Source organism: Sphingobium subterraneum, from assembly GCF_014199435.1.
GTDB lineage: Bacteria > Pseudomonadota > Alphaproteobacteria > Sphingomonadales > Sphingomonadaceae > Sphingobium > Sphingobium subterraneum.
Map to the genome: position 1 here is coordinate 125,221 of NZ_JACIJP010000005.1, position 26,500 is coordinate 151,720.

At 62.4% G+C, this 26,500-nt stretch carries 26 protein-coding genes; 15 read left to right on the forward strand and 11 right to left on the reverse strand.

All coding sequences use genetic code 11. The features are described 5' to 3' along the window. Positions 1-12 precede the first annotated feature (12 nt). The 4 genes from FHS92_RS14215 (at position 13) to FHS92_RS14230 (ending at position 2,575) form a co-directional block, all read left to right on the forward strand. Positions 13-780 carry a M23 family metallopeptidase gene (locus FHS92_RS14215; RefSeq protein ID WP_246352014.1) on the forward strand — a complete coding sequence of 256 codons (768 nt, stop codon included), beginning with the start codon at positions 13-15 and terminating at the stop codon, positions 778-780. Positions 781-858: 78 nt separating this feature from the next. Continuing rightward, complete coding sequence (gene erpA / locus FHS92_RS14220; protein ID WP_184081399.1) at positions 859-1,185, forward strand: iron-sulfur cluster insertion protein ErpA; 327 nt, start codon at positions 859-861, stop codon at positions 1,183-1,185. 113 nt (positions 1,186-1,298) lie between these two features. Continuing rightward, complete coding sequence (gene xth / locus FHS92_RS14225) at positions 1,299-2,069, forward strand: exodeoxyribonuclease III (RefSeq protein ID WP_184081400.1); 771 nt, start codon at positions 1,299-1,301, stop codon at positions 2,067-2,069. Positions 2,070-2,314: 245 nt separating this feature from the next. Then, entirely contained in the window at positions 2,315-2,575 is a 261-nt protein-coding gene (locus FHS92_RS14230) for a TFIIB-type zinc ribbon-containing protein (RefSeq protein WP_184081507.1), read from the forward strand. A gap of 72 nt (positions 2,576-2,647) precedes the next feature. On the opposite strand, the gene FHS92_RS14235 is transcribed toward FHS92_RS14230, so the two are convergent. After that, positions 2,648-4,744 carry a RelA/SpoT family protein gene (locus FHS92_RS14235; protein ID WP_184081401.1) on the reverse strand — a complete coding sequence of 699 codons (2,097 nt, stop codon included), beginning with the start codon at positions 4,742-4,744 and terminating at the stop codon, positions 2,648-2,650. A gap of 128 nt (positions 4,745-4,872) precedes the next feature. On the opposite strand from FHS92_RS14235, the gene FHS92_RS14240 reads away from it, so the two are divergent. The 3 genes from FHS92_RS14240 to FHS92_RS14250 are packed head-to-tail and all read left to right on the forward strand — an operon-like array spanning position 4,873 to position 7,338. Next, a complete protein-coding gene (locus FHS92_RS14240; protein WP_184081402.1) occupies positions 4,873-5,382 on the forward strand; it encodes a winged helix-turn-helix transcriptional regulator in 510 nt (169 codons plus the stop codon). 55 nt (positions 5,383-5,437) lie between these two features. Beyond that, positions 5,438-6,535, forward strand: coding sequence for a histidine kinase (locus FHS92_RS14245; protein ID WP_184081508.1), 1,098 nt, complete (start codon positions 5,438-5,440; stop codon positions 6,533-6,535). Next, positions 6,532-7,338, forward strand: a complete 807-nt coding sequence (locus tag FHS92_RS14250) for a LytR/AlgR family response regulator transcription factor (protein ID WP_184081403.1) — start codon at positions 6,532-6,534, stop codon at positions 7,336-7,338. Before FHS92_RS14245 ends, FHS92_RS14250 begins: the two co-directional genes overlap by 4 nt. Positions 7,339-7,377: 39 nt before the next feature. On the opposite strand, the gene FHS92_RS14255 is transcribed toward FHS92_RS14250, so the two are convergent. Beyond that, positions 7,378-7,818 carry a GtrA family protein gene (locus FHS92_RS14255; RefSeq protein ID WP_184081404.1) on the reverse strand — a complete coding sequence of 147 codons (441 nt, stop codon included), beginning with the start codon at positions 7,816-7,818 and terminating at the stop codon, positions 7,378-7,380. Between the two features lie 49 nt (positions 7,819-7,867). On the opposite strand from FHS92_RS14255, the gene FHS92_RS14260 reads away from it, so the two are divergent. Then, positions 7,868-9,742: a phage tail tape measure protein gene (locus FHS92_RS14260; RefSeq protein WP_425506258.1), complete on the forward strand. Its 1,875-nt coding sequence runs from the start codon at positions 7,868-7,870 to the stop codon at positions 9,740-9,742. 1 nt (position 9,743) lies between these two features. Here FHS92_RS14260 and FHS92_RS14265 read toward each other — a convergent pair whose 3' ends face one another. Then, positions 9,744-10,202 (reverse strand): nucleoside deaminase, encoded by a 459-nt coding sequence (locus FHS92_RS14265; RefSeq protein WP_184081405.1) that lies wholly within the window; start codon positions 10,200-10,202, stop codon positions 9,744-9,746. 134 nt (positions 10,203-10,336) lie between these two features. On the opposite strand from FHS92_RS14265, the gene rpmB reads away from it, so the two are divergent. Next, positions 10,337-10,624: a 50S ribosomal protein L28 gene (gene rpmB, locus FHS92_RS14270; protein WP_184081406.1), complete on the forward strand. Its 288-nt coding sequence runs from the start codon at positions 10,337-10,339 to the stop codon at positions 10,622-10,624. Between the two features lie 101 nt (positions 10,625-10,725). On the opposite strand, the gene FHS92_RS14275 is transcribed toward rpmB, so the two are convergent. Next, entirely contained in the window at positions 10,726-11,730 is a 1,005-nt protein-coding gene (locus FHS92_RS14275) for an esterase-like activity of phytase family protein (protein WP_184081407.1), read from the reverse strand. A gap of 178 nt (positions 11,731-11,908) precedes the next feature. Here FHS92_RS14275 and FHS92_RS14280 point away from each other — a divergent pair, with 178 nt between their 5' ends. Next, on the forward strand, positions 11,909-12,313 hold the full coding sequence (locus FHS92_RS14280) for a glycine zipper 2TM domain-containing protein (RefSeq protein ID WP_184081510.1): 405 nt from the start codon (positions 11,909-11,911) through the stop codon (positions 12,311-12,313). A 56-nt stretch (positions 12,314-12,369) separates the two neighbouring features. On the opposite strand, the gene FHS92_RS14285 is transcribed toward FHS92_RS14280, so the two are convergent. Further along, positions 12,370-13,140 carry a hypothetical protein gene (locus tag FHS92_RS14285; RefSeq protein WP_246352016.1) on the reverse strand — a complete coding sequence of 257 codons (771 nt, stop codon included), beginning with the start codon at positions 13,138-13,140 and terminating at the stop codon, positions 12,370-12,372. Positions 13,141-13,327: 187 nt separating this feature from the next. On the opposite strand from FHS92_RS14285, the gene purC reads away from it, so the two are divergent. Beyond that, on the forward strand, positions 13,328-14,107 hold the full coding sequence (gene purC / locus FHS92_RS14290; protein WP_184081408.1) for a phosphoribosylaminoimidazolesuccinocarboxamide synthase: 780 nt from the start codon (positions 13,328-13,330) through the stop codon (positions 14,105-14,107). 42 nt (positions 14,108-14,149) lie between these two features. Here purC and imm40 read toward each other — a convergent pair whose 3' ends face one another. Beyond that, complete coding sequence (gene imm40, locus FHS92_RS14295) at positions 14,150-14,503, reverse strand: Imm40 family immunity protein (protein ID WP_221231080.1); 354 nt, start codon at positions 14,501-14,503, stop codon at positions 14,150-14,152. Positions 14,504-14,649: 146 nt separating this feature from the next. Here imm40 and purS point away from each other — a divergent pair, with 146 nt between their 5' ends. The 3 genes from purS (at position 14,650) to FHS92_RS14310 (ending at position 18,111) form a co-directional block, all read left to right on the forward strand. After that, positions 14,650-14,883: a phosphoribosylformylglycinamidine synthase subunit PurS gene (gene purS, locus FHS92_RS14300; RefSeq protein ID WP_184081410.1), complete on the forward strand. Its 234-nt coding sequence runs from the start codon at positions 14,650-14,652 to the stop codon at positions 14,881-14,883. Positions 14,884-14,887: 4 nt separating this feature from the next. After that, positions 14,888-15,562 carry a phosphoribosylformylglycinamidine synthase subunit PurQ gene (gene purQ, locus FHS92_RS14305; protein ID WP_184081411.1) on the forward strand — a complete coding sequence of 225 codons (675 nt, stop codon included), beginning with the start codon at positions 14,888-14,890 and terminating at the stop codon, positions 15,560-15,562. 185 nt (positions 15,563-15,747) lie between these two features. After that, a complete protein-coding gene (locus tag FHS92_RS14310) occupies positions 15,748-18,111 on the forward strand; it encodes a patatin-like protein (RefSeq protein WP_184081412.1) in 2,364 nt (787 codons plus the stop codon). Here FHS92_RS14310 and FHS92_RS14315 read toward each other — a convergent pair. Both FHS92_RS14315 and FHS92_RS14320 read right to left on the reverse strand, forming a co-directional pair. Then, positions 18,108-18,761: an RBBP9/YdeN family alpha/beta hydrolase gene (locus FHS92_RS14315; RefSeq protein WP_184081413.1), complete on the reverse strand. Its 654-nt coding sequence runs from the start codon at positions 18,759-18,761 to the stop codon at positions 18,108-18,110. The two genes, FHS92_RS14310 and FHS92_RS14315, sit on opposite strands and share 4 nt — an antisense overlap. Positions 18,762-18,906: 145 nt before the next feature. Next, the gene (locus FHS92_RS14320) at positions 18,907-19,533 is read right to left on the reverse strand and encodes a trimeric intracellular cation channel family protein (RefSeq protein WP_184081414.1); all 627 of its coding nucleotides are present in this window, start codon (positions 19,531-19,533) and stop codon (positions 18,907-18,909) included. Between the two features lie 295 nt (positions 19,534-19,828). On the opposite strand from FHS92_RS14320, the gene FHS92_RS14325 reads away from it, so the two are divergent. Continuing rightward, complete coding sequence (locus FHS92_RS14325) at positions 19,829-20,530, forward strand: glutamine amidotransferase (protein WP_184081415.1); 702 nt, start codon at positions 19,829-19,831, stop codon at positions 20,528-20,530. Positions 20,531-20,554: 24 nt separating this feature from the next. Here the strand turns inward: FHS92_RS14325 and epsC are convergent, their stop codons facing one another. The 3 genes from epsC to FHS92_RS14340 all read right to left on the reverse strand — a co-directional run bounded on the left by epsC (position 20,555) and on the right by FHS92_RS14340 (position 26,495). Next, complete coding sequence (gene epsC / locus FHS92_RS14330) at positions 20,555-21,508, reverse strand: serine O-acetyltransferase EpsC (protein WP_184081416.1); 954 nt, start codon at positions 21,506-21,508, stop codon at positions 20,555-20,557. A 386-nt stretch (positions 21,509-21,894) separates the two neighbouring features. Then, positions 21,895-23,316 (reverse strand): efflux transporter outer membrane subunit, encoded by a 1,422-nt coding sequence (locus tag FHS92_RS14335; protein ID WP_184081417.1) that lies wholly within the window; start codon positions 23,314-23,316, stop codon positions 21,895-21,897. Beyond that, positions 23,313-26,495: an efflux RND transporter permease subunit gene (locus FHS92_RS14340; RefSeq protein ID WP_184081418.1), complete on the reverse strand. Its 3,183-nt coding sequence runs from the start codon at positions 26,493-26,495 to the stop codon at positions 23,313-23,315. The genes FHS92_RS14335 and FHS92_RS14340 overlap by 4 nt, the downstream gene beginning before the upstream one ends. Positions 26,496-26,500 lie beyond the last annotated feature (5 nt).

Sequence of the window (26,500 nt, forward strand, 5' to 3'; positions counted from 1 at the left end):
AGCCGGGGTCGCATGCTGCCTGTAGTGAATGTCAACGTCGCGTCGAATATTTTGTTCCAGAAAATATCCGCAGTTTCCAAAGCCTTGGCTGGCGCCGCAATCGTCGCCTGCTGCTGTGCCGCGATGCCCCTTCAGGCACGCAACGTCCCGCTCGATGACGACGGTCCGTATAGCGACGACCTGACGGAAGCAGCCCAGCCTGCCATCGCTGGTGCAACCGGCAGCGACGCGACCTTCAACTCGCTGTTTTCCAGCTGGCAGCGCATGGACAATGGAGGCATCGTTTCCGCTCCGCGCCAGGCGATCTATATTCCTTCCGGCCGCCCGGTGGAGAAGCTTGAGCTGACCAGCAACTATGGCGTACGCGCCGATCCGTTCAACGGTCAGGCCCGTATGCACAAGGGCATCGACATCCCTGGTCCGGTCGGCACGCCGGTCTATGCGACTGCGGATGGCATCGTCAGCCGCTCGGAACGCTCCAGCGGGTATGGCAATCTTGTTGCCATCAACCATGGAAACGAGCTTGAAACCCGTTACGGCCATCTGTCCCGCCTGTTGGTTTCCGCCAATGAGCGTGTGAAGCGCGGCCAGCTGATTGGCCTGATGGGCTCCACCGGCCGTTCGACGGGAAGCCACCTGCATTACGAGATCCGCATCGCGGGCGCAGCGATCAACCCTCTGCCGTTTGTAACCGGGTCGGAACGCGCCATGGCGCTCAATTCGACGCCGCCTGTCGCCATGGGTGGTCCGCGCCCCAGCGACGAAGCCAAGATCAAGTGATGTACCGCCGCGCCTGACGCGGCTGTTCTTTAGGGGGACGTCCTTGTCGGGGGCGTGCCGTGCGCCTATGTTGCACCTATGACCGATATTGCCCTGACACCCTCTGCCGCATCGCGCGTCGCGACCATCGCCAGCAAACAGGGCAAGCCCGCCATCCTGCGTCTCGCGGTCGAGGGCGGGGGCTGCTCCGGGTTCCAGTACCGCTTTGGCCTTGCCGATACCGTGGAGGGTGACGATCTCGCGGTAGAGACCGACGGCGTGACGTTGGTGGTGGACGCGGTCAGCCTCGACCTCGTGCGCGGCGCGGCTGTTGATTATATCGAAGATCTGGGCGGGGCAGCGTTCAAGGTGACGAATCCCAATGCAACGGCCGGGTGTGGCTGTGGATCGAGCTTCTCCATCTAACGCCCATCTAACGCCCTTCTAACGCCCTTCTAACGGTACGGGTTGGCGGTGTAACATATTTGTCCGCACTCTGCGCTTGACGCCGCCACCGCTTTCCGCTCCCTCTTGCCGCCATGCGTATCGCGACATTCAACATCAACGGCATCAAGGCGCGTCTGCCGCGCCTGATCGAGTGGCTGGACGAGACCCGGCCCGACATCGCCTGCCTTCAGGAAATCAAGACCTCGGACGAGACGTTTCCGGTCAAGGATATCGAGGCCACCGGTTATGGCGCGCTGTGGCACGGGCAGAAGGGGTTCAATGGCGTCGCCATCCTCGCGCGCGGCGCGACGCCGGTAGAGGTACTGCGCGGCCTGCCCGGCGAGGCAGAGGACGAGCATAGCCGCTATATCGAAGCGGACGTGCATGGCGTGCGGGTCGCGTCGATCTACCTACCCAATGGCAATCCGCAGCCTGGGCCGAAATTTGATTACAAGCTGCGCTGGATGAAGCGTCTGCGCGCCCGCGCTGCGGAGATCTGGGCCGAGGAAATCCCTGCGATTCTTGCCGGGGACTATAATGTCATCCCCTATGATCGCGATACCTATTCGGTCCGCGCGATGCAGGACGACGCGCTGATGCAGCCGGAAAGCCGCGCCGCCTATCGCGCGCTCACCGGGGACGGCTGGACCGACGCGCTGGCGAGCCGCCACCCGGAGGGCGGGGTGTGGACATACTGGGATTATCAGATGAACGCCTGGCCCCGCAATGCGGGCTTCCGCATCGATCATCTGCTGCTGTCTCCTGGCGCTGCGGACCGCCTAACCGATGCGCAGGTCGACAAGGAATATCGCGGCCGGGAAAAGGCCAGCGACCATGCACCGGTGTGGATCGAACTGCGATAGGCAAACGTTTCTGCGGCGGCGCGCCTGCCCTGTGTCTAAAATAGCGAACCGGACCTTGAACGCCGTCCGCCGCGGTCTATGTTATAAGGGCGGGCCGGGCCCCTCTGGCGATCGCTCGATGCGGTCGCGATGTCGGACCGCATCGAGTGCGCTCGGTGCCCATTGCGGCCAGGGGTTTTACCTTACCGGCGCCTTCGATCGATCCGACCGATTTTTTGGAGGTATATGTGACGTCAGCCCATAACATGCCCTGTCCCGTCTGTAAGGTTCCCCTCGCCATGAGTGACCGGCAGGGAGTGGAGATCGATTATTGCCCGCAATGCCGTGGCGTCTGGCTTGATCGTGGCGAACTCGACAAGATTATTGAGCGCAGCGCTAGCGAGGCTGCGCCCCGCGCCCAACCGACCGTCTCCGTGCCCCCACATCAGGGTTACGGCCATCCAAAGGACCAGCGCTATGGCTATCCCAAGCGGCGGAAGTCGTTTCTGGAGGAGCTGTTCGACTGACGGACGAGGGCGTTGAGGGCCGGGCATCGATAGGATGGCCGGCCTCCTGCTGAATCGTTCTGCATCTTTGGCCTAAACCCGGTCCGCCTGCGCGACACAATCCAGTGCGCGCAGCGCGGAGACGATGCGCATCAGATGCTGCGCGTCGGCGACCTCCAGATCGATGATGTCGGTGTGGAACGGGCCGTCGCGGTTCACCAGTTGCAGGTTGAGGATGTTCGCCTTGTTGACGCCGAAGATGTTCGACACAGCAGCAAGCGTGCCGGGCTGGTTTTTCACCACAACCTGCAGCCGCGCGGTGCCGCCCTTGGACTTGCTGTCCCAGTAGAGGTCGACCCAGTCATCGTCCTGCCCGCTTTCCAGCGCCATGCAGTCGATCGTGTGCACCTCGATCGGTTCGCCTGTGCGGCGGATGCCGACAATGCGGTCGCCCGGCACGGGGTGGCAGCAATCGCCCAGCTTGTATGCGATGCCGGGCGTCAGACCACGGATCGACACCGGGTTGTGCTGGCGCGGGGCATGGTCCTCGGCTCCCTCACCGGTGGTTGACCCGGGTATCAGCGCTTCCATCACCTCAGCATCGGTCACACGGTGGGTCGCGATGGCGATCATCAGTGCGGGCCGGTCGTCCAGTTTCAGGCGCTTGAGCGCGGCCTTGATCGCCTTTTCCCCGACAGCAACGGGCAGGCGGCCGACGATTTCCTCAAAGATGTTCTCGCCCAGAGCGATCATCTCGTCGCGTTGCTTGTGCCGGATGTACCGGCGGATGGCGGTGCGGGCCTTGGCGGTGATCGCGAAGGCGAGCCAGCTTGGCTGCGGTTCCTGCCCCTGGCTTTTGAGGATTTCGACCTGATCGCCGTTTTCCAGGATCGTACGCAGCGGCACGACGCGCCCGTTGACCTTCGCGCCAACCGTCTGGTCGCCCAGGCTGGTGTGGATCGCATAGGCAAAATCAACGGGCGTCGACCCCTTGGGCAACTGGTGCAGTTCGCCCTTGGGCGTGAATGCGAAGATACGGTCCTGATACATGGCGAGCCGCGTGTTTTCGAGCAGCTCTTCCGCGTCGTGGCTCTGTTCCAGAATTTCGATCAAGTCGCGTAGCCATGCCGCCTGACCGTCGGGCTGTGCCGATCCATCGCGCTTGTAGGCCCAGTGCGCGGCAAGCCCGAACTCGTTCTCCCGGTGCATCTCGGCGCTACGGATCTGCACCTCGATCCGCGCATTTTCGCCGTGGATGACCGTGGTGTGGATCGATCGATAGCCGTTGCGCTTGGGGGTCGAGATATAATCCTTGAATCGGCCCGGCACCATCTTGAACTTGCGATGGATGATGCCGAGCGCGCGGTAGCAATCGTCCGCATCCTTGGCGATCACGCGGAACGCCATGACGTCGGTCAGCTGCTCGAAGCTGATGTGCCGTTCCTGCATCTTCTTCCAGATGGAATAAGGATGCTTTTCGCGGCCCGATACATTGACCTTCAGCCCCGCGCTGCCGAGCAGCAGTTGGAGACCGGACGCGATCCGCGCGACCTTGTCCCCGCCGCCTTCCTTCAGCTGCTCCAGTCGACGGGTGATGCTGTCATAGGCTTCGGGTTCGAGCTGCTGAAAGGCGAGCAGCTGCATCTCGCGCATGAAGTCGTACATGCCGATCCGCTCGGCGAGCGGCGCATAGATTTCCATCGTCTCGCGCGCGATACGGCGACGTTTGTCGACATTCTGTATGAAATGGAGCGTGCGCATGTTGTGCAGTCGGTCGGCGAGCTTCACCAGCAGCACGCGGATGTCGTCCGACATGGCGAGCAGGAACTTGCGCAGGTTTTCGGCCGCGCGTTCGTTTTCCGACTGCGCCTCGATCTTGCTAAGCTTCGTCACGCCGTCGACGAGCCGCGCGATTTCCGGCCCGAAGAGCTGCTCGATCTCCTCGAATGTCACGAGGGTGTCCTCGATCGTGTCATGAAGCAGCGCCGTTACGATCGTCGCGTCGTCCATGTAGAAATCGGTCAATATACCCGCGACCTCGATCGGGTGGCTGAAATAGGGATCGCCGCTGGCGCGTTTTTGCGATCCGTGCTTCTGCACCGAGAACACATAGGCACGGTTGATCATCGCCTCGTCCGCGTTCGGATCGTAGCGCTTTACCCGTTCGACAAGCTCGTACTGACGCAACATGGTGAAGACGATGTGGGCGAAGGATGGGCAGGCGCAACTAAAAAACGCGCGGGGGCGCGAATTATCGTAAGGTGTCGCCGTGAAGCCCGCTTTTGCAACAATGGACAAATTGCTCTATCCTGCCCGCCATGGTCCATGAATCGACCCCCCGGTGGGAAAATTGTCCGCTGCCCGACGCGCTCGAAGTGATCGGGGAGCGCTGGTCGTTTCTCATCCTGCGCGGCGCGATGTCGGGATTGCGGCATTTCGAGGAATTCCAGTCGTCTCTGGGTATCGCGCGCAACATCCTGTCCAACCGCCTGACGCGGATGGTGGATAACGGCATATTGGACCGTCAGGTCATGGACTGCGACAAGCGACGCGTCGAATATCGCCTGACGTGCAAGGGGCGGGCGTTGGGCCCGGTCATGATAGCCCTGCGCCAGTGGGCGGAAAAGTGGGAGCGCGGCGCGCCGTGCACGCCAAGGCTGGTAGATCGGCGCGACCGGCAACCGGTTCAGGAAGTGGTTGTGTTGGCCCAGGACGGACGGCGTCTGGAAACGGCGGACATTTTGTGGATCGATCTTGCCGGAGACGATCGACCCCAAGGGGCGCTGCGGGAAAACGCGCCGATTGCGTCCGTCCAACAGATTGCGTAAGAAACGGGTTCGCAGCCCGGATTTTTGCCGTTAGGATCGGGCCATAATGTCCGTTATCTCCGTCAACCCCTTCCAGCCCAAGCCTTTTTTCCAGGACAAGAACCGGGCGTTCTGGAACCTGCAGTCGGTCGGCTGGGCAGGCGCGTTCATCTTGCGCGGCATATCGGGTTTGGCGAACGGGCAGCCGCTCTCGTTTCTGGTGCCCGTGCTGATCTCGACCATCACCGGCTATTCGCTGACGCTGCTGATGGCGGTGATTTTCCGGTTCCTGCTGACGCAACGACCGGTCATAACCTGGACACTCTCTATCGTCGTGGTGCTGGTTGCGGCCGGAGCAGGTGCATTCATCGACGCATGGGTGTTCACCACACAGAACCGGTCGAGTGAGGCTGTGGGTCTCCAGTTGCTGCTGGGCACCTATTATCTCACCGTTACGCTGCTGTTCGCGTGGTCCGCGCTCTATTATGCGATCAATTTCTATCTGACGGTTGAGGAGCAGGCCGACCAGCTGCTCCACCTGGAAAATCAGGCGTCGAGCGCGCAGCTTGCGATGTTGCGCTACCAGCTCAATCCGCATTTCCTGTTCAACACGTTGAACAGCATATCCACGCTCGTTCTCCTGAAGCAGACCGACCGGGCAAACGCCATGCTTTCGCGATTATCGTCGTTCCTGCGTTACACCCTCATCAACGAGCCGACGGCGTTAGTGCCGCTGGCGCAGGAAGTGGAGACGTTGAAACTGTATCTGGAAATCGAGAAGATGCGTTTTGAGGACCGGCTGCGCGCGTCGTTCGAGATCGACCCGGCAGTGGCGCAGGCGCATCTGCCCTCGCTGCTGCTGCAACCGCTCGTCGAAAACGCTATTAAATATGCCGTCACGCCGAAGGAGGAAGGCGCAGAAATTACCATCATTGCGCAGCCTGCCGGTGAAAATGTTCAGATCATCGTGTCCGACACGGGTCCGGGATTGAATCAGGAAGCGCCACGGCCAAGTCTGTCAACCGGCGTAGGGTTGGTCAACATACGCGACCGATTAAGTCAGGCCTTTGGGGAACGACATCGGTTTGAGACGCGTTCTACGCCGGGCGGAGGTTTTATCGTTACGATCGAACTGCCGCACTTGACCGCACAGGATTTGAAAGAGGCCGCATGACTATCCGCACCATCCTTGTTGATGACGAAAGCCTGGCCATACAGGGATTGAAATTGCGGCTCGAAGCGCATGAGGACGTGGAAATCGTGGAGACCTGCCAGAACGGGCGGGAAGCGATCCGCGCGATCAAGACGCACAAGCCCGATCTCGTCTTTCTCGATATCCAGATGCCTGGCTTCGATGGATTTTCCGTTGTGCAGGGGACAATGGAGATCGAACCGCCGCTTTTCGTCTTTGTTACTGCCTATTCCGACCACGCCATCCGCGCGTTCGAGGCACAGGCCGTCGACTATCTGATGAAGCCTGTGGACGAGCAGCGTCTCGCCGACGCGCTTGACCGCGTCCGCCAGCGTTTGGGGGAAAAGCGACAGGTTCAGGAAGCCGAGCGCCTGCGCGGCGTGCTGGCGGAAATCGCGCCTGAAGCCATGTCCGATTTCGCGGCGAGCGAGGAAGACGAGGGCCACGCGGCCAGCCGCTACGAAAAGCTGCTCAACATCAAGGATCGCGGGCAGATTTTCCGCGTGGATGTCGACAGCATCGAACGGATTGATGCGGCCGGCGACTATATGTGCATCTACACGGCGGACAATTCACTGATCCTGCGAGAGACGATGAAGGATCTGGAGAAGCGGCTCGACCCGCGCAATTTCCAGCGCGTGCACCGCTCGACCATTGTCAACCTGTCCCAGGTGCGGCAGGTGAAGCCCCACACCAATGGCGAATGCTTTCTCGTGCTGGAATCAGGCGCGCAGGTGAAGGTCAGCCGGTCTTACCGCGATGTGGTTGCGCGCTTCGTCCATTGAAACTGATGAGAGGCGAGGGCAGGACAGGCTGCCGCTCGCCTATCGTTCCCCAAACACCCATTGACGGTTGAGCACGAACACGATCCCCGGCGTGATGAACAGCATGCCGGGGATGGGTGTCCATGTCGGCCAGCCGCGCCAGGACACGCACAGCCAGACCCACAGGGCGTTCAGCGCCAAGCTGAGGAGCGACACCGCGACGAATTTGACGCCGCGCGTGGCGTGGGCGGCGGTGCTCGTCGGGCGCTTTGCGTCGCGGAAGGTGATGCGGTTGTGGAGGACATAGCCAAGCATGACAGCCACGCCATAGCCGGCACCATTCGCGATCTGGCTGTGCCAATGCGCCCACGTCGCGAGTATCCAGTAGATCGCCGCCTGCACCAGCGTTATGCCAAGGCCGACAATTCCGTAGCGTGCGACCTGCGCGATTAGCGCACGGCGTTCTGCCGAAATCGAGGACCATCGTTCAAGGATTTTCATGTGACCCCGTTGCGCTTTGCGGTGGCTGCTCTAATCCCTGTGCCCGATGATGGGAAGCGGCAACATCCGGTTGGCCACGGGCAAGGGTAGCGGCACGAAGCGCGCGCGGTTCGACGCGGTGCTGGTGTGGGCCGACGCCAACTGGAAATGGGTGACGTTCCTGTGCTGGATTGGCGTCGCGAGCTATTATCTCGCGCTGCGGTCGGAAACGATCCACTGGTTCGCGCTGGGCGATACCGATGACAATATGCGCTATCTTCAGGTGCGCGACTGGATCGAGGGCCAAGGCTGGTTCGATCTGCGTCAGTATCGGCTGAACCCGCCGGTGGGGGCAGACATCCACTGGTCGCGCATCGTCGATCTGCCACTTGGTGCGCTGATGCTGTTTTTCCGCGCATTCCTGACCGAGGGGCATGCGGACCGCCTTGCCTGCGCGATCGCGCCGTTGCTGCCGCTCTTGCTGCTGATGCTCTCGCTGGGGTTTGTGACCCGGCGGATTACGGACGGCAGCGCGTGGCTGATTGCGGTACTGGGGCCGCTGGGCGCGCCGATGGGACTGGGCATGTATGTGCCGCTGCGGATCGATCATCATGGCTGGCAACTGGCGCTGACGGTGACGATGCTCGCGGGGATTGTCGATCCGAAATGGGTGCGGGGCGGCATCGTCGCCGGGCTGGCGAGCGCGCTGTCGATCGCCATCGGCATGGAGATGATGGTCTATCTGGTCGGCGCGGGCGCGCTGATTGGCCTGCGCTGGGTCTTCAAGGAGGGCGCTTCCCGGCGCATGTTCCCGTATGCCGTCGCGCTGGGCGGGGGGACGGCAGTACTGTTCCTGCTGTTCGCGAGCATCGCCAACCGTCAACCGGTCTGTGATGCGCTATCCCCCATATGGGTGGCGGTGCTGGGTCTGGCAGCAGCAGGCATGGTCGTGCTGACCGCGCTGCCGCTGCGCACATGGCCAGTGCGGCTGGCGGCAGCGGCGGTTGTGGGCGGGCTGGTCGGTGGGTTCGCCTGGATGAACTGGCCGCAATGCTTCTCGGCCTACCAGATATCGCCGGAGCTGCAGCGGCTTTGGCTCGTCAACATCCGCGAGGCGAAGTCGGTCGCGCGCGAATCGCTCAATGTGGCGATCCCCATGCTGGCGCTGCCAGTGTTCGGCAGCATCGGCGCGCTGATCGCCTGCGTTACGGTGCGGCGCGATCCCGAGAAGCTGTGGGCATGGGGAACCGTTGCGCTGATGACCATGTTCGCGCTCGCGCTGACATTTTGGCAGATCCGCGCCGCGCCCGCCGCACAGTTGCTTTCCATCCCCGCCGCCGCGTGGGTGGGATGGGCGGCGTTGAAGGCGATCCTCGACGGGCGGGGCATCGCGCGGCCTTTGGGCATTGCGGCGGTGGCGGCCGTGGGCGCAATCCTGTCGGCTAGCGCCGTCTATCCTGCCGCCTACAGGACGATTGCCAACTGGTCGGGCAAGCCGCCCGTGGTCACCGCTGCGAGCAAGGCGCGCAAGGAACGGATGGAGCGCATCCGCCGCGCCAACGCACGCTGTCGTACCCTGCCCGCGCTGGCGGCTCTCAACCGTCTGCCGCCTGCGACCATCTTCACCGTGGTGGACCTCGGGCCGCGTCTGATCGCGACCACACACCACAGCGCCATCGCCGGGCCCTATCACCGCAATGGCGAAGCGATCCTCGACATCCACCACGCCTTCGATGGCACTCCCGACATGTTCCGCGCCATCGCCGCACGGCACAAGGCGACCTATCTGCTGTTCTGTCCGGATTTCCCGGAAGGGACAGTTTATCAGTCGCGCAGTCCCCGCGGCTTTTATGCGCAGCTGGCGCGAGGACAAGTGCCGGTCTGGCTGCATCCGGTCACATTGGCATCGGGGATGCCCTACACGCTCTACCGTATCGCCTATTGAGCTAGCGTCGTTCAGCGAAGAAGGTGCGCAGCAAGCTCGACGACTCGCTTTCCCCGATGCCGGAATAGAGTTCCGGCCGATGGTGGCACTGGGGGTGAGTGAACACCCGCGCGCCATGCTCGACCGCTCCGCCCTTGGGATCGGCCGCGCCGACATACAGGCGTGCGATCCGGGCGTGGGATATCGCCCCGGCGCACATCGCGCACGGCTCCAGCGTCACCCACAGATCGCAGCCGGTGAGGCGATAGTCGCCCAGCGCTACGCTGGCGGCGCGAATCGCGACGACTTCCGCATGGGCGGTGGGATCGCTGTCGCGGCGGTTGCGGTTCTCGCCCTCGCCGATGATGACGCCGTCGCGGGTCACCACCGCGCCGATTGGCACCTCGCCCGCCTGCGCCGCGCGACGGGCCAAGTCCAGCGCGCGCGCCATTGGCTGGGGCAGGGGGAAGGGGGTGGACATTCGCCCGCTTTATCCGCACATGGTTCGTGCGCCAAGCGGCACTCGCGGCTTGACGAAGCGGGCGTTAGCCGCTATCCGCGCCGCTTTCCGGTATCACCGGGCCAGATTCACCCGAACGAACAAGGTTGATTACTATGTCGCGCATTTGCGAGCTGACCGGCAAGGGCCGTCAAGTGGGGCACAATGTTTCCCACGCCAACAACAAGACGAAGCGGGTGTTCCTGCCGAACCTTCAGAATGTGACGCTGCTGTCGGAAGCTCTGGAAACGGGCGTGAAGCTGCGTGTCTCGACCCATGGTCTGCGTTCGGTCGAACATAATGGCGGCTTGGATAACTGGCTGCTCAAGACCTCTGACGACAAGCTGTCGCTGAAGGCGCGCCGCCTGAAGCGCGAAATCGAAAAGAAGCAGAAGGCGGCCTGACGCGGCTTTCCGACGTCGTTTCGGCGACGCTGGCTTGGAATAGAAAGCGGTCCTGCGGGGCCGCTTTTTTGTTTGGGGATATTCGGCCCGAACCCCGCGTCTCAGGGCAGAGACAGCTCCGGCGGCAGGGCAAATTCCAACAGCAGGGTACGTTGGAAAAATTTGTGGTTGTCGTCGGACGCGATCCACAGGATCGTGCGGCCGCCACGTTGTTCAACCGCCAGTGCCTCGAAATTGTCGGCAAGGACCGGTGGCGCGAGGAGGGCGAGCGTCTGCGCGCGCAGGACGGCGCGGGGCTTCATGTCTCCGATGTCCACCAGCGCTAGCATCGCCGTGAACCCGTCATAGAGCGTCGCGCGCCGGTTGAGGACGAGCAGGCGGTTCTTCCCGATCGAGACAGCGTCGGTAGGGCGGTATCCCTGCGGCGGGACATAATTCATGCGGATTGGTGCCTTGGTACGCGGGCTGGCGGGATCGCCGCTGAACAGGAGCAGGTCGTTCCCGGTGTCGGGGCCATTGCCCATTTCCGAAAACACCAGGAAGCGCCCGTCCGTTAAGCGCACCATCGCTTCCGGTCCCCCCGTGCTGGGCCACCGCATCATCTCCGGCCAGACACGGCATGCCTCGACCTGGGTAAACCCGGCCGAATAGCGGCAGATACGTTGCTGCAGTTCGAACCCGACCCAGGATCGGCCGGTCTTGGGATTGGTCACCATCGACTCGGTATCCATCTTGAACCGTGGCCAATGCCGCTCGCGTTCGAAAACGGGAAGCGAACGGATGACCTGTTTCCCTCCGCTCGCAGGAGGGCGGCCCAGTCCGGTGAGGAGGCCCGTGTCGCTCAGGCCGAGCAACTGGCCGTCCGGCTCCACCAGCAGTGAGGAAATACCGCCGAAGGAGGGATCGGGACTCTTCAGATGCCAGGCGGCGATGAAATGCAGCGACCCAAGATGATCGACGGCGGGCTGGCTGCTCATCAGCGTTAGCGGCGTTGCCGTGACAGTAACCGGTCCGGCGGGCGGCCCGATATCCTTGTCGACGGTCACAAGCTGGTCGATACCAAAGGACGCGCCAAGGGCGGCGATAAGAAGAAGTCCGAGGCGCATGCCACGCGCCATAAGAGAAAAGCCGCGCCGTTTCATCCGATTTCTGTTGCGTCGCACAATGTGAACGAAGCCTGACAGCTATGTTCAGCCCCGGCTCAAAGCCAAAACCGCATAACGGATCTCAAGGACGGTGGAGTGATTCGGCCGTCACGGAATTGAAAGAGTGAAAAGGAGTAAGATCATGACCCGGAAGTTGATCAAGATCGCCGCAGCCCTGAGCGTGAGCGTAGCGTCGCTTGCGACCGTCAGCGCCCCTGCATCGGCCCGCGATGGCTGGGACAATGGCCGCCATTATGGCCAGTACAAGCATGGCCGGGATCGCGACTATCGCGGGGACCGTTATTATGGCGGTCGTGATAACTATTATCGGGGCAACAATTATTACCGCAGCGGCTACCGTGGCGATAATTATCGCTGCCGTGACAAGGGTACGGGCGGCGCCATCATCGGTGCGATCGCGGGCGGCCTGCTGGGCCACGAAATCGCGGGCCGGGGTGATCGTACCACCGGCACTGTCATCGGCGGTGCGCTCGGCGCGGTGACCGGGCATGTGATCGACAAGAGCGACGGTCGTCCCTGCTGAACGAACCCTTGCTAAGTTGCACGACGACGGCGGGCCCCGAACATGCGGGTCCGCCGTCAGCCTTTGCGCTCGGTGGCGGTGTAGTCGATACGAATGCGTACCCATGCCCCCACGACCGGACGGCCGTTGATGCGCGGGGGCAGGACCAGAAACTGCCACGCCGCCTCGCGCACGGCGCGTGCAAAGCCGGACCCCATGGGCGATTCGCCCAAGGCCTGGCAGTTTTCCACCCGGTTGTTCGCGATCGTCTTGCAGGCGACCAGCCCCCAGCCGGTGCGTGGGGCATTGGGTGGCATGTAGCCCGCCAGTTCCGCGTCGGTGGGGCGGCGCACCCATTCGGCGTTGAACAGGCGGACGCCGCCTGGTCCATCGCCGGGGCCGATCAGGCCCGCGCTGTCGATGCCATTGTCGACCCCTGCGCTCTGGCCGCGCGACGGCAGTTTGGAAATATCTCCCGCCGCATAGACATCCTTCGCCATGGGGATGAGTGCAGGCGGCTCCTCCGGCGGCTTGGGGGTGACGGGCGCGGGGGTGGGCTTGGCTTCGGCCGCCCGGCTAGCCTTGCGTTCCGGCTGGGTCTTGGCCTGCTGCTTTTCCTGCGCCGGTTCGGGCAACAGCGTGAAGCTCGTCGGCGCGCGTTCCTCCTTGACCGGAGGGGGAGCCGATTTGACCCAGAGGAACAGCGCCAGCACCAGTGCATGCACCGCCAAGGCGAGCAGGAACGCAACGGCGCGCTGCCGGGCACGGGGATCGTGCGGCATGCCTACCCAGCGCGGAACGATGAACTGCATGCTGATCCCATATGCGTCGACGGGCGGGAATGCCATCGGGCCCTGCGGAAATTTTGCCGCCCACATTCGCTGTGGCGTTCACGGCGAAAGCTCCGCCGCCCGCCATTTGCACCCTGCGGCGCTTTGGGCTATGCGCCTGTGAAACCAGCCCCGGCGCCGCTGATCCCTTATCGATTCGCGTAGCCGGGGCGATTCCGTTTCTTTGACGAGTAGGCACACCGATATGGCCCGTCGCCGCCAGATTTACGAAGGCAAGGCAAAGATCCTCTATGAAGGTCCGGAGCCGGGCACGCTGATCCAGTATTTCAAGGACGACGCGACCGCCTTCAACGCCCAGAAAAAGGGCACGATCAACGGCAAGGGCGTGCTTAACAACCGGATCTCCGAGCATGTCTTTACGCTGCTCGGCAATATCGGCGTGCCGACGCATTTCATCCGCCGCCTGAACATGCGGGAGCAGCTGATCCGCCAGGTCGAGATCGTGCCGATCGAGGTGGTGATCCGCAATGTCGCGGCCGGGTCGCTGACCCAGCGCCTTGGCATCGAGGAAGGGACGCAGCTCCCCCGCACGCTCATCGAATATTATTACAAGGACGACGCGCTCGGCGATCCGATGATCACCGAAGAGCATATCGCCTGCTTCGGCTGGGCCAATCAGGACGAGATGCACGACATCGCCGACATGGCGATCCGCGTAAACGACTTCATGTGCGGCATGTTCGCGGCGATCGGCATCCGCCTCGTCGATTTCAAGCTGGAGTTCGGCCGCCTGTGGGATGGCGATTTCAGCCGCATCATCCTGGCCGACGAGATCAGCCCGGACGGCTGCCGCCTGTGGGACATGGTGACGGGTGAGAAGCTCGACAAGGACCGCTTCCGCCGGGACTTGGGCGGCGAAGTCGAGGCCTATCAGGAAGTCGCGCGGCGACTGGGTTTGATGCCGGAGGGTTCAGATACGACTGTGCTCGATCTCGATACGCACCGGAAGAAGAAGGGCGTTTGAGGGGTAACGTTGCGCCGGAGCGGTCTGTTAGGATACGACAACTTAGCGGACGTTTTTGTCTGATGGGACCAGTACTACAAATTTGCTGACATCGTCCAAATGGAGAATGTGCGATCGTGCAACCTGTATGCTGCGAGCTAAAAAATCTTCGGATTGTTCGTCATGCTGCATTTCACAATGCCAGTTTTCGTAGGTATATGTAAAACTATTGCCACCTGCATGCTGAATAATGTCCCCGCCCAAAATCGGCCAACCCGTGGCCATTAGTTGGGAGAGTGCATTCAATGCTTGGCTTCGAGTTAATGCCCAATTCTTGATCCCATTGCTTTCCCCAAGAAATATGCCTTGAGCGAGAAATGAGTGTGGCGGTTGATCTCGAAGTCCTAGGATGTCCATGAATATTCTATTAGAGACTTTGTCCCCTCCCCACAACAAACGGGGCATTGCCAATAACAATTCTCCTCGCCGACTCTTGCCCTCCGCCTCCCTCCCGCCTAGTGGCTTCCCCATACCCGCCCCGCAAACACACGGAGTCGTCGCCCATGAAAGCCCGCGTTTACGTTACCCTGAAAGGCGGCGTGCTCGATCCGCAGGGGAAGGCTATTCATCATGCGTTGGAGGGGCTTGGCTTTGCCGGTGTCAACGATGTGCGCGCGGGCAAGATGATCGAGCTGGACCTTGCCGACGGCACGTCCGATGCGGATATCGACGCGATGTGCAGCAAGCTGCTCGCCAATACGGTGATCGAAAACTACCGCATCGAAAAGCTGGGATAAGCCCATGAAAAGCGCCGTCATCGTCTTTCCCGGTTCCAATTGCGATCGCGATATGGCGAGCGCGATCGAGCTGGTAAGCGGCCACAAGCCCGCGATGGTGTGGCACCGGGATACCGAGCTGCCCGAGGGTGTGGACCTGATCGCGCTGCCCGGCGGCTTTTCCTATGGGGATTATCTGCGCTCGGGCGCGATGGCATCCCGCTCGCCGGTGATGGAGGCGGTGGGCCGTGCGGCGCAGCGGGGCGCCTACGTGCTGGCGGTGTGCAACGGCTTTCAGGTGGCGACCGAGAGCGGCCTGCTGCCCGGAGCATTGATGCGCAATGCGGGCATCCATTTCGTCTGCCGCGATGTCGCGCTGACGGTGGAGAACACCCAATCCGCGTTTACCAATCATTATACCAAAAACGAGCGGATCATCGTCCCCGTTGCGCATCATGACGGCAATTATTTCGCCGACGACGCGACGCTCGACCGGCTGGAGGGCGAGGGTCGCGTGGCGTTCCGTTATGCCGAAGCCGTCAACGGCTCCGCACGCAACATCGCCGGTATCCTGAGTGAGAATGGCCGGGTGCTGGGTATGATGCCGCACCCCGAACGGGCGGTCGAAGCGGCGCATGGCAACACCGACGGGCGGCGGGTGTTTGAGGGTTTGGTCGAAGCGCTGATGGCGGTCGCGTAGGCGATTGTTGTTTCTTTCCCGTTCGTGCTGAGTGCCATTGAGCGTGTCGAAATGGCGTATCGAAGCATCAGCCCTTCGATACGGGACTTCGCCTTCGCTCAACCCCACTTAGGGCGAACGGCTTGTAAGGAGGGGCGGTCAACCTCCCACTCGACAACATCCCACATATTGGGCACTCTCCCGCAATGAGGGAGAAGGAACTGCGGCTGGCGCTGATCTGCTATGGCGGGATCAGCCTTGCGATTTACATGCACGGGATCACCAAGGAAGTCTGGCATGTCGCGCGGGCGAGCCGGGATTTCCTCGATCATAGCGACAGCCCCGGCAGCAGCGTCGCGGTCTATCGCGAAGTGCTGCGGCAAATCGAGGCGCTTGGCGGTACGCGGCTGCGCGCGGTGGTCGATATTGTCGCGGGGGCGAGCGCGGGCGGGATCAACGGTATTTTCCTTGCCCAAGCAATCGAGACCGGTCAGTCGCTCGAACCGCTGACTGACCTGTGGCTGACCAATGCCGATGTCGAGCAACTGCTCGATCCTGACGCGCGTCCGGCGGCGCGATTCACGAAATTCTGGGCGCAGCCGATTGTGTGGATGGCGGCACGGCGGCGTGGCGACACGGTAGAGCGCACGGTTTCGCCCGACACGCGCGAGGAAGTGCGGCACAAATTGTCGAGCTTCGTGCGCTCGCGCTGGTTCCAGCCGCCTTTCGGAGGGAAGACCTTCACGCGCCTGCTGTTGCAGGCGTTCGATTCCATGGCGGCGGGGCAGAACGGGCCGCCGCTGCTGCCCAACGGCCACCCCCTCGACCTGATCGTCACCGTGACCGATTTCGACGGCTATGCCGAGACCCTGCGTCTCAACAGCCCACGCGAAGTCATGGAAACCGAGCATCGCCTAACGATTGGATTCCGCACGCGACGGCGGACGGGCGCGCTGGCGGACGCGGCGGAGCTCGCCTTTGCCGCGCGCGCGACCGCCAGTTTTCCTGGCGCGTTTCCGCCCTTCACGGTGCGGGAAATGGATGAAGTGCTGAACGAGACCAAGAGGCCCTGGCCGGGACGTGCGTCCTTCCTGGCACGGGTGCTGCCCAAGCAGTCGGCGCTCAAGAAGGCGGAGGAGGCGATCCTGATCGACGGATCGGTGCTGAGCAACGCGCCCTTTGCTCCCGCCATCGCGGCGCTCAAGAACCGCCCCGCGCGGCGGGAGATCGATCGGCGCTTCGTCTATATCGATCCCAAGCCCACGGGTCGTGCGTTCCAGCTCAACCGGCCCGACAACGGTCATGGGGAGGGGGGGCATGGCGACGACGACGCAAAGCCGGCATCGCCAGGCTTTTTCCGTACGATTTTCGGGTCGTTGAGCGACATTCCGCGGGAACAGCCGATCCGGGACAATCTGGAAGCGATCGAGGCGCGTTCACGGCAAATCCGGCGGATGCGGCGCATTACCGACGCGCTGCGCGAAGAGGTGGAGCGGGAAGTCGAGAGCAGCTTCGGGGGGACGTTGTTCCTCGACCGGCCTACCCCTGCGCGGCTGGCAAACTGGCGGGCAAAGGCGCAGGTGCGCGCGTCGGCGGCGGCGGGTTTCGCCTATCCGGCCTATGCTCATGTGAAGCTGTCCGCGATTATCGAAGAGATGGCCGCGCTGCTGTTCCGGTTGGGCGGCGACGGCAGCCCGGCGACCCGCGAGGCTTACCGCCAGTCTCTGTGGGATCATGTGCGTGCCAGCAAGCTCGACCAGATGCGCGAGGAGCGGCGGGGCGGGGTGTCAGCAGAGGTTATCGGCTTTTTCCGCGACCACGATCTTGGGTTTCGCATCCGCCGCCTGCGGTTCATGGCACGGCGGTTAACAGAGACGCTGGAAGGATCGGGGCCGGAACTGGAAAGCGCAGTCGGCACCATGCGTGACGCCATCTACGCCGCGCTGGCGCTGTATCAGGAATGCGAGGCGAGCGACTATTACCCGAGGGAAGCGGTGCGCGCTGCTGAGGGCACCACGACACTCCCGGGTGAAGCGATGGCAGCGCTGGCGCTGGCGCGCGATCTGCGTGCCAAGGATCTGACAGCCGAAGAACTGTTGTCGGAGGCGTTGTGGGCCTTGCCGAAGGACGAGCGGCGGCCGATGTTGCTTACCTATCTTGGCTTTCCGTTCTTCGATATCGCTACCCTGCCGCTGCTGCAGGGGGAAGGACTGGACGAATTCGACCCGATCAAGGTCGACCGGATTTCGCCCGACGACTGCTCAGCGCTGCGCACCGGGGGGGCAGAGGCGATGCTGAAGGGCATCGAGTTCAACAATTTCGGCGCGTTCTTCAGTCGGTCCTACCGAGAGAACGACTATCTATGGGGCCGTCTGCACGGCGCGGAGCGATTGATCGACATCATGCTTTCCACCATTCCGGCAGGCAGCTACGTGCCTGCGGGAATGGCGATGAGTCTCAAGCGGCAGGCATTCGGGGCGATCCTCGACGAGGAAGAGCCGCGTCTCACCCATGTCGGCGATTTGATCACGGAGCTACGGCGCGACCTGGATGGCACCTCCGCCGGTTAGAGCGAGAGGTCGTAACCTTTCTCTCCGCCGCCAAGGTTGGCCACATCAAGCGGGACAAGACTGCGTTGCAGTGTCGCGGGCGCCCCGGTCAAGCGGCCGAGAAGCGCCTGACCCTGCTCCCATCGGCCCAGACCGGATTGCGCATTGATATGCCCGATCTCGCCAGCATCGACAAACTCACTGCCCCAGAAACCTGCCAGCATCCGCGCCCGTTCGAAGCGAATATAGGGGTCGGTGCGGCTGGCTACGAGGACCGAGGGGAAGGGTAGCAAACCTTTTGGCGCAGGGCCGAAGGCGGACACACGCGGATCGATGGAAGCCGTATCGACCTCCGGCGGCGCGACCAGCAGCGCGCCGATCACCTTGCCGCCGGGCGCGGGGCGTTCGAGGGCTGCCCACCACGCCACCGTGAGGCAGCCAAGGCTGTGCGCGACGAGCACGATCGGTCGATCCGCATGGGCAATCACATGATTGAGCTTGTTCACCCAAGTGTTGCGATGTGGCGCATCCCACATGCCCAGATTGACGCGATGGCAATGTGCAATGTCCTCTTCCCAATAGGTCTGCCAGTGATCTGGGCCGCTGTTTCCCAGACCGGGCACGGTCAGGATCAGCGGTTCGGCGGCATGGGACACTTGGGAATAGGTCATGATGCATTCTCCGTTGCAGCTGTTGCGACTCGAGCTATGACATCCATAGTATGTCTACTTTTGAAATAGACAATCAGATTGCGCTTGTGTGCGCTTTTTCCGCGCCAGCCTGTTCATCTGCGAGAAAGGATTGGGCAGGACGTGCTCAACCGGGGGACGACTCGTTCGCGTTCAGATCGCGATATCCCGGCAATGTCCAACCAAAGACGAGCGCTCCGCCGCGCAACGCGAAGCCTGCACTAACGCCGATGATTCCCGCAGGCATCGAAGCAAGCCCCATACGGCTGAGCAGAACGAAAAGGCCCGCGCTGACGATTGTGGCCGTCACGTATATCTCGCGGCCGAGCAGGATCGACGGACGGTTGGCGAGGACATCGCGCACGATGCCGCCAAACGTACCTGTCAGCACGCCCATCGCGACTGCAACCAGTGCCGGGAAGCCGAGAGCGAGCGTCTTGGCCGCGCCGAGCACGGCAAAGGCGACCAGTCCGCAGGCGTCCAGCCAAACGAGGATTCGCGCGTTCCAGACGCGCTCCCCCAAAAGCCAAACGAGCAGAGCGGTAACGACGCATGTGCCCAAGGGTCCATTGCCTGCTACCCAGAACACCGGGGCGTCGATCAGCAGGTCGCGCACTGTGCCGCCCCCGACCGCCGTTACCGTGGCGAAGAACATAAACTCGACAATCGTGTGCTTGCGCTCCGCCGCAGCGATCGCACCTGAGGCTGCGAACACGACCAGACCCGCATAGCTGAGCAACTCAAGCGGGGGCATGATCGATATCCCGAAATGGGGGCGGTCTTCGTCTGGTTGTACGGGAAGGGCCAAGCCGTTCGATCGGGTTCGTCTTGGCCGCCTGCCCTACCATGCCGTCCCTCCTCGTGCTTGTGGTTCGGGTGTTTCCTGCTCAGCGCGACATGTCAATGGCGGGGACAATGGCAGAGTCGGACAGGCCGGTATCCGACGACCGCTGGGATGATTATAAAAGAGAATGGATAGACAATTCACGTTGTCCGACTTCAAGAAACTCTTTCTTTCTCTTGGATGGGCTTGAGGGCAAATGTGCCGCATGAAAACCGGGCTGATCATTCGCCATGTGCCGTATGAAGGCGTCGCCGGCTATCGGGAGCCGATCGAGAGGGCGGGCTATGTGCTCGATCGCATCGATATTGCCGATCCCTCGTTCCCCGGCCTCGATCTGCGGGAACCCGACCTGTTGATTATGATGGGTGGGCCGATGGGCGTGTACGAGCAGGACGAGCACCCCTGGATCTCGTGCCAGTTGCGGCGGCTGGCGACACGGCTGGAAGCGGACCGGCCGACGCTGGGCGTTTGCTTCGGCGCGCAGATGATCGCCGCGGCGCTGGGCGCGAACGTGTTTGCGGGACCGCACAAAGAGGTCGGCTTTCATCCCATTCAGCTGACGCAGGCGGGCCACGCATCGCCTCTTCACCATATTGCCGACGTGCCTGTGCTCCACTGGCATGGGGATACATTCACCTTGCCTGACTCGGTCGAGCTGTTGGGATCGAGCCATCTGTACGACCATCAGGCATTCCGACGCGGTCGCAATTTGCTCGCGCTGCAATTCCATGCCGAGATGGGGGAAGACCCTCGCTTCCACGAATGGATCGAGCAATGGCCGGAGTCGGTGATCGAAGCGGGTGGAGACGAGGCTTCGCTGCGCGCTGCGCATGACGAGCATGGTCCGGGGGCTGTCGCTGCCGGGCAGCGCATGGTGACGCAATGGCTTGAGGAACTGGCCGCTTAGGCAGGATGCGATGAGCTGCTGGTTCTAGCCCGCCGCTGACGTTCGGGCGCGGCGGTGGGGCGCTGTGGTTTGTGCGATCGTGGCGATGCTGTTTTGCTCGCGAGCCTGGGAAACATGGCTGCCAGCGGGCACGCTCTTGGTCAGCCAGACATTGCCGCCGATCTCGGAGCCGCGCCCGATGATGACGCGACCCAATATCGTGGCGCCGGAATAGATCACCACATCATCCTCGATAATCGGGTGGCGGGGCTGATCTTTGAGTAATGTGCCATCTTCGTCGGCGGGAAAGCTGCGCGCGCCCAATGTTACCCCCTGATAAAGGCGGACGTGTCGTCCGACGATCGCCGTCTCGCCAATCACCACACCAGTGCCGTGGTCGATGAAGAAACTCTCGCCAATCTTGGCGCCGGGATGAATGTCGATGCCGGTCTTGCTGTGCGCCACTTCGGAAATGATCCGCGCGACCAGCGGCGCGCCCAGCTCATGCAACAGATGCGCTAGCCGGTGATGAATGATTGCGAGGAGCGACGGATAGCAGATCAACACTTCGTCCACGCTGCGGGCGGCGGGATCTCCCCGGAACGCGGCCTCCACGTCGGTGTCGAGCAGGATACGCAAGCTCGGCAACTGTTCCGCGAAGCTCTTGATGATCGATGCGGCGCGCGCATCGACTGCTGTCTGCGGCGCATCGGCCATGGCGTAGATCAATTCCAGTCGGATCTGCCCGTAGAGACGGTGGAGTCCGGTGTGCAGGGTTTGTGCAACGAACGCGTCCTCATTGTGCAGCCGTACGAAGTTCGGACCCAACCGCAGAGGGAACAGCGCGCCGCACAGCGACTGCATAATCTTGGCAAGATCGCCGCGCGAGGGGAATCCCTCCGCACCATATTCGGCGTGACGCTCTTGCCCGGCGCGCCACGCGCGACGGATATCGCTCAGCTGCGCGACGATGGGGTCCAGGTTCCAGTAGCTTTCCATCCAATTATTCCGTTGGCAGCAGAGAGGGAGAGAGGGGTTGGCCTTCAAGACGCGCCCAGAAATCCGCCGGTTTCAGGGCGCGCGTGGGTGACCGGTCACCATCGAATGCCCGCGACCATGACGGATGCGGCAAAGGGGGAACTGCCTGTGCCCGGGGATTGAGGGCTTTTCGTAGTGCAACGCGTTTCATCATAGTCTCCATGACCGGAACCACGAATCCGCGCATGCTTGGGTTCGTGCGCTTTAGCCGTTGATGACGCGGAGCAAGCTGACATCCTTCAAAAGCCGCGAGACAAGGTCTGATAAAAATATCTACTGATATAGTTGAGATATTTCACGCAAGCAATCATTGGCCGTCAATAAGTTTTTCTACAGGCCAAATGAGTCTAGCGTTGCGCGGGTTTGTCCGCGATGGGCGGCGCAGTTTCCCACCCTCCGCCCAAGGCCTTGAAGACCGTGATCTGTGCATCAGCCCGGTCTGCTGTGGCCTGCGCCAAGGCTCCGCGATTGGAAGCGCGGTCGCGTTCCGCGTCAAGAAGCTGCAGAAAGCTGTCCGCCCCATAATCGAACCGCATGCGGGAGAGGCGGGCGGCATCGTCGCTTGCTGCCACAGCCCTCCGGAGGGCTGCCTCACGCTGGATCGCGCCGCCCAGGCGGGCGAGCGCCTGCTCCGTCTCTTGCAAGGCCCGAAGCACGGCGCCGTCGAACGACGCAAGGCTGCCGGTCGCATCAGCTTGCGCCTGCCGCACCCGCGCGCGCGCCGCGCCATTCAGAGGGAAATTCCAGCTGATAAGCGGACCAAACGAGAAACCGAAGGACTGCGGCTTGCCGATATCACCCAGCTTCGACGCACCCAGGCTGACTGACCCCAGCAGGCGGATGGAGGGATACAGATCGGCGGTCGCCACACCGACCCGCGCGATGTCTGCGGCAAGCGTCCGTTCGGCGGCGCGCACGTCCGGACGGCGGGCGAGCAGTGCCTGTCCGTCACCGACCGGAAGGGGCGCGCCAGCTTCAGGCGCGCGCGTGCACGATGCCGCCGCCGCGTCGAACTCGGCCGGGGGTGTGCCAGTCAGCACCGCCAGCGCGTAAAGCGAGGCGCGCCGTTCCGCTTCCAGAACAGGCAGTTGGGCATTGGCCTGTTCGACGAGGACGCTGGCACGGTCCACGTCTCGCAGCGTCCCTCGTCCCGCGTCGAAGAGCCGCTGCGTCAGGCCCAGGGTGTCGCTTTGAAGCTTTACCGTATCGCGCGCGACCGCGACCTGTGCGGCGAACGAACAGGCACTAGCATACGCACGGGCCGTTTCCGCAGCGACCGAGACGCGCGCCGCATCGACCTGCGCCTGCGCCGCTTGCTCATCCGCCCGCGCTGCCTGGATTGAGCGGCTGACGCCTCCGAACAGATCGACTTCGTAGGACGCATCATAGCCTGTGGCGAAGAAGTCCGTATCGGCTTTCCGTCCGGTGAGGTCCGTGCTCCGCTGGCGCTGATATTCCGCGCTTGCACCGCCGGTGGGAAGCAGGCCGGCCCGCGATTCGGACAGCACGGCGCGCGCGCGTTGCAGATTGGCGGCGGCGACACGCAGATCGGTGTTGTGGACAAGAGCCTGCTCGACCAGACGGTCGACGTTGGGGTCGTCGAACAACCGCCACCATTTGTCCGGAAGCGGGGTAGGCGAAACGCCCGCCATGGCGGTTTCCCGCAATGTTGACGCTGGCGCCGAAAGCGGAGCGGGCTGTTTATAATTCGGACCAACCATGCACCCGGACAGGGCAACTGCGGCAAGTATCGGGATTAATGCCTTCATGACGATGTCTCCGGCTCCCCGACTTCCGTCGGCTTGTCGTTGCCGCGCCGGATCTTGCTCGCCGTCCAGTCGCCCAGCTTGCGGCTGATGACATAGAAGGCCGGGGTAAACAGCAGGCCGAACGCCGTCACGCCGATCATGCCGAAGAAAACCGCGACGCCCAGCGCGCGACGCATTTCCGCGCCCGCCCCGGTGCCGATCACCAGCGGCAAAACGCCCAGAATGAACGCGATTGACGTCATCACAATCGGACGCAGCCGCTGCTCTGCTGCGTGCTTAGCCGCATCTCGCATCGACATGCCTTCGTCCTCGTTCTGGCGCGCGAACTCGACAATCAAAATGGCGTTCTTCGCGGCAAGGCCGATCAACACCACAAGGCCGATCTGCGTGAGGATGTTGTTGTCCCCGCCCGTGAGGTTGACGCCCACAATGGCCGCGAGCAAGCACATGGGCACGATCAGGATCACCGCGAGAGGCAGCACAAGACTTTCATAATTTGCCGCGAGCAGCAGGAATACGAATAGTACCGCAAGGCCGAACACCAATGAGCCGGTATTGCCCGCCTGAAGCTGTTGATATGCCAGCTCGGTCCATTCGAACGTCATGCCCTTGGGAAGCGTTTCATTGGCTATGCGGCTCATCGTTGCAAGCGACTGGCCGGACGAGAAGCCGCGCACGGTGTCGCCCTGCAATTCTGCGGAAGGATAGAGATTATAGCGCACCACGCGGTATGGGCCGCTGTCGTTCCGCAGCGTCATCACCGCATCGAGCGGCACCATTTGGCCAGATGCCGACCGCGTCTTCAACCGCCCAACATCGGACGTCTGATCGCGATAGGGCGCGTCAGCCTGCGCTGTCACACGATAGGTGCGGCCGAGAAAGTTAAAGTCGTTGATGTAAGTCGATCCGAGATACGTACCGAGCGTCGAGAAAACGTTGCTCACCGGAACGCCCATCAGTTCGGCCCGTTGCCGGTCGATGTCCGCAAACAGGCGCGGCGTCCGGGTATTGAAGGTCGTGAAGGCGCTTGTAATGCCCTCCGTCTGATTGGCCTTCATCATCATCTGGAAGGCGGCACCTTCCAGCGCCTTATACCCGAGATTGGCCCGGTCCTCGATCAGCATTTTCCAGCCGCCGCCCGTCCCGATTCCGCGCACCGGAGGGGGCGGCACGATCAGCACCATGCCGCCCGTAATGGCGCTCAACGCCTTGCGATAATCGTTCACAAGCGCGTCGGCATGGGCGCGCTCCCCGAAAGGCTTCAGCGGGATGAAGATGGCACCCGCGTTTGGTGCTGTCGAGAACGTCGCACCGTCAAGCCCCGCAAATGCAACGGTGTAGGCAGTGGCGGGATTGGCGAGCGCAATCTCCGAGGCCGTCGCCATAATGTCGGTCGTGCGCTGGAGTGAGCTTCCCGGCGGCAACTGGACTACGGCGATCAGATAGCCCTGATCCTGCGCGGGGATGAAGCCGGTAGGCGTTGCCGAGAAGCGCCAGCCTGCCAGCGCGATCAGCCCGACATAGACCACCCCGATCAGCACAAGCGCCCGTACGGCGCGCGCCGTGTATCGGCCAAAGCGTTCGCTCAGCGTCTGGAACCACGCGTTGAATTTCCGGGCAAAGCGGGCAGGCAGGCCCCGGATACCCGGATCTGGTTCGCTCGCATGGTGCGGTTTCAGGATAAGCGCAGCGAGTGCCGGCGACAGAGTGAGCGACACGATGGCCGAGATCACCGACGCTGACACGATGGTCAACGCGAACTGCTTGTAGAATTCGCCTGAGATCCCAGGGATGAAGCTGGTGGGAATGAACACGCCGCACAGCACAAGTGCAATCGCGATGAGTGCGCCCGAAACCTCATCCATCGTCTCATGCGCGGCCTCGCGCGGGCTGAGACCTTTCTCCGCCATCAGCCGCTCGACATTTTCCACCACGACAATCGCGTCGTCGACGACAATACCCACGGCCAGCACGAGCCCGAACAGCGACAGGTTATTAAGGCTGAACCCGAACGCCGCGAGCATGACCATACTGCCGACCAGTGCAATCGGAATGGCGACCAGCGGAATAATCGTCGCGCGCCATGTCTGGAGAAAAAGCATGACAACGACGGCAACCAAGATGATCGCCTCGACAAGGGTGTGCTGCACGGCTTCAATTGAGGCCTGAATATATTCGGTCGGATTATATGGGATCGAATAGGTCATGCCCTTTGGGAAGCTCTTGGCCTGTGTCGCGATTTCCGCTTTGATGGCCTCGGCCGTGGTGAGGGCGTTCGAGCCGGGCAACTGCGTAATCGCAATGCCGATCATTGGCTTGCCCGACAGGCTGGCATTGATGCCGTAATCCTGCGCACCCAGCTCGATCCGCGCCAGATCGGAGAGCTTTACCATACGTCCCTGATCGTCGCGCTTGACGATGATCTGACCGAATTCCTCTGGCTTCGACAGACGACCCTGAGTCTGGATGCCCAGTTGAAAGGCCGTGCCGCCCGTGTTGAACGGCGGCTGGCCGACTGATCCTACGGCGACCTGCGCATTCTGCGCCCGGATTGCCGCAACGATCTCGTCAACGGTGAGGTTGAGTTCGGCTGCCCGGTCCGGGTCAATCCACACCCGCATATTATAGTCGCGACCGCCGAAGATTCTTGCGCCGCCGACGCCGGGAATGCGCGCCAAACGGTCTATAAGCTGGGTGGTCGCATAATTCGATATATATTGCTGGGGCAGCGACCCGTCCGGAGACGTCAGAGCGATGACCATCAGGATATCGGGCGAGTTCTTGAGAACCGTCACGCCGACTTGACGCACCACTTCGGGCAGGCGCGGCTCGGCAGTCGACACGCGGTTCTGCACCAGCACCTGCGCCTTGTCGATATCGGTGCCCTGCTTGAACGTCACGGTGATCTGCAAGCCGCCATCGCCGGTGGCCGAGGACGACATGTACAGCATGTTTTCCACGCCGTTGATGGATTCCTCGATGGGCGCGGCGACGGTATCCGAAAGGGTTTCGGCGGTCGCACCCGGATAATTGGCGGTCACCACCACAGTTGGCGGCGCGATCTCAGGATATTGGGCAACCGGCAGGCTGGGGTAAGCCACAAGCCCGAACACCACGATCAGGATGGACAGCACGGCCGCAAAAATTGGGCGCCGGATGAAGAAATGGGGAAATTTCATATTTG

Bases quoted from the DNA above. Each gene is read 5' to 3' on its own strand.
- FHS92_RS14265 (WP_184081405.1), bottom strand. From the start codon at position 10,202: ATGTCCACCCCCTTCCCCCTGCCCCAGCCAATGGCGCGCGCGCTGGAC.
- FHS92_RS14275 (WP_184081407.1), bottom strand. From the start codon at position 11,730: ATGCGCCTCGGACTTCTTCTTATCGCCGCCCTTGGCGCGTCCTTTGGT.
- FHS92_RS14255 (WP_184081404.1), bottom strand. From the start codon at position 7,818: ATGAAAATCCTTGAACGATGGTCCTCGATTTCGGCAGAACGCCGTGCG.
- FHS92_RS14335 (WP_184081417.1), bottom strand. From the start codon at position 23,316: ATGAAGGCATTAATCCCGATACTTGCCGCAGTTGCCCTGTCCGGGTGC.
- FHS92_RS14250 (WP_184081403.1), top strand. From the start codon at position 6,532: ATGACTATCCGCACCATCCTTGTTGATGACGAAAGCCTGGCCATACAG.
- FHS92_RS14260 (WP_425506258.1), top strand. From the start codon at position 7,868: ATGGGAAGCGGCAACATCCGGTTGGCCACGGGCAAGGGTAGCGGCACG.
- FHS92_RS14215 (WP_246352014.1), top strand. From the start codon at position 13: ATGCTGCCTGTAGTGAATGTCAACGTCGCGTCGAATATTTTGTTCCAG.
- rpmB (WP_184081406.1), top strand. From the start codon at position 10,337: ATGTCGCGCATTTGCGAGCTGACCGGCAAGGGCCGTCAAGTGGGGCAC.
- purS (WP_184081410.1), top strand. From the start codon at position 14,650: ATGAAAGCCCGCGTTTACGTTACCCTGAAAGGCGGCGTGCTCGATCCG.
- FHS92_RS14230 (WP_184081507.1), top strand. From the start codon at position 2,315: ATGCCCTGTCCCGTCTGTAAGGTTCCCCTCGCCATGAGTGACCGGCAG.
- FHS92_RS14315 (WP_184081413.1), bottom strand. From the start codon at position 18,761: ATGACCTATTCCCAAGTGTCCCATGCCGCCGAACCGCTGATCCTGACC.
- xth (WP_184081400.1), top strand. From the start codon at position 1,299: ATGCGTATCGCGACATTCAACATCAACGGCATCAAGGCGCGTCTGCCG.
- imm40 (WP_221231080.1), bottom strand. From the start codon at position 14,503: ATGGACATCCTAGGACTTCGAGATCAACCGCCACACTCATTTCTCGCT.
- FHS92_RS14325 (WP_184081415.1), top strand. From the start codon at position 19,829: ATGAAAACCGGGCTGATCATTCGCCATGTGCCGTATGAAGGCGTCGCC.
- FHS92_RS14340 (WP_184081418.1), bottom strand. From the start codon at position 26,495: ATGAAATTTCCCCATTTCTTCATCCGGCGCCCAATTTTTGCGGCCGTG.
- erpA (WP_184081399.1), top strand. From the start codon at position 859: ATGACCGATATTGCCCTGACACCCTCTGCCGCATCGCGCGTCGCGACC.
- FHS92_RS14320 (WP_184081414.1), bottom strand. From the start codon at position 19,533: ATGCCCCCGCTTGAGTTGCTCAGCTATGCGGGTCTGGTCGTGTTCGCA.
- FHS92_RS14240 (WP_184081402.1), top strand. From the start codon at position 4,873: ATGGTCCATGAATCGACCCCCCGGTGGGAAAATTGTCCGCTGCCCGAC.
- purQ (WP_184081411.1), top strand. From the start codon at position 14,888: ATGAAAAGCGCCGTCATCGTCTTTCCCGGTTCCAATTGCGATCGCGAT.
- FHS92_RS14310 (WP_184081412.1), top strand. From the start codon at position 15,748: ATGAGGGAGAAGGAACTGCGGCTGGCGCTGATCTGCTATGGCGGGATC.
- epsC (WP_184081416.1), bottom strand. From the start codon at position 21,508: ATGGAAAGCTACTGGAACCTGGACCCCATCGTCGCGCAGCTGAGCGAT.
- FHS92_RS14285 (WP_246352016.1), bottom strand. From the start codon at position 13,140: ATGGCATTCCCGCCCGTCGACGCATATGGGATCAGCATGCAGTTCATC.
- FHS92_RS14235 (WP_184081401.1), bottom strand. From the start codon at position 4,744: ATGTTGCGTCAGTACGAGCTTGTCGAACGGGTAAAGCGCTACGATCCG.
- purC (WP_184081408.1), top strand. From the start codon at position 13,328: ATGGCCCGTCGCCGCCAGATTTACGAAGGCAAGGCAAAGATCCTCTAT.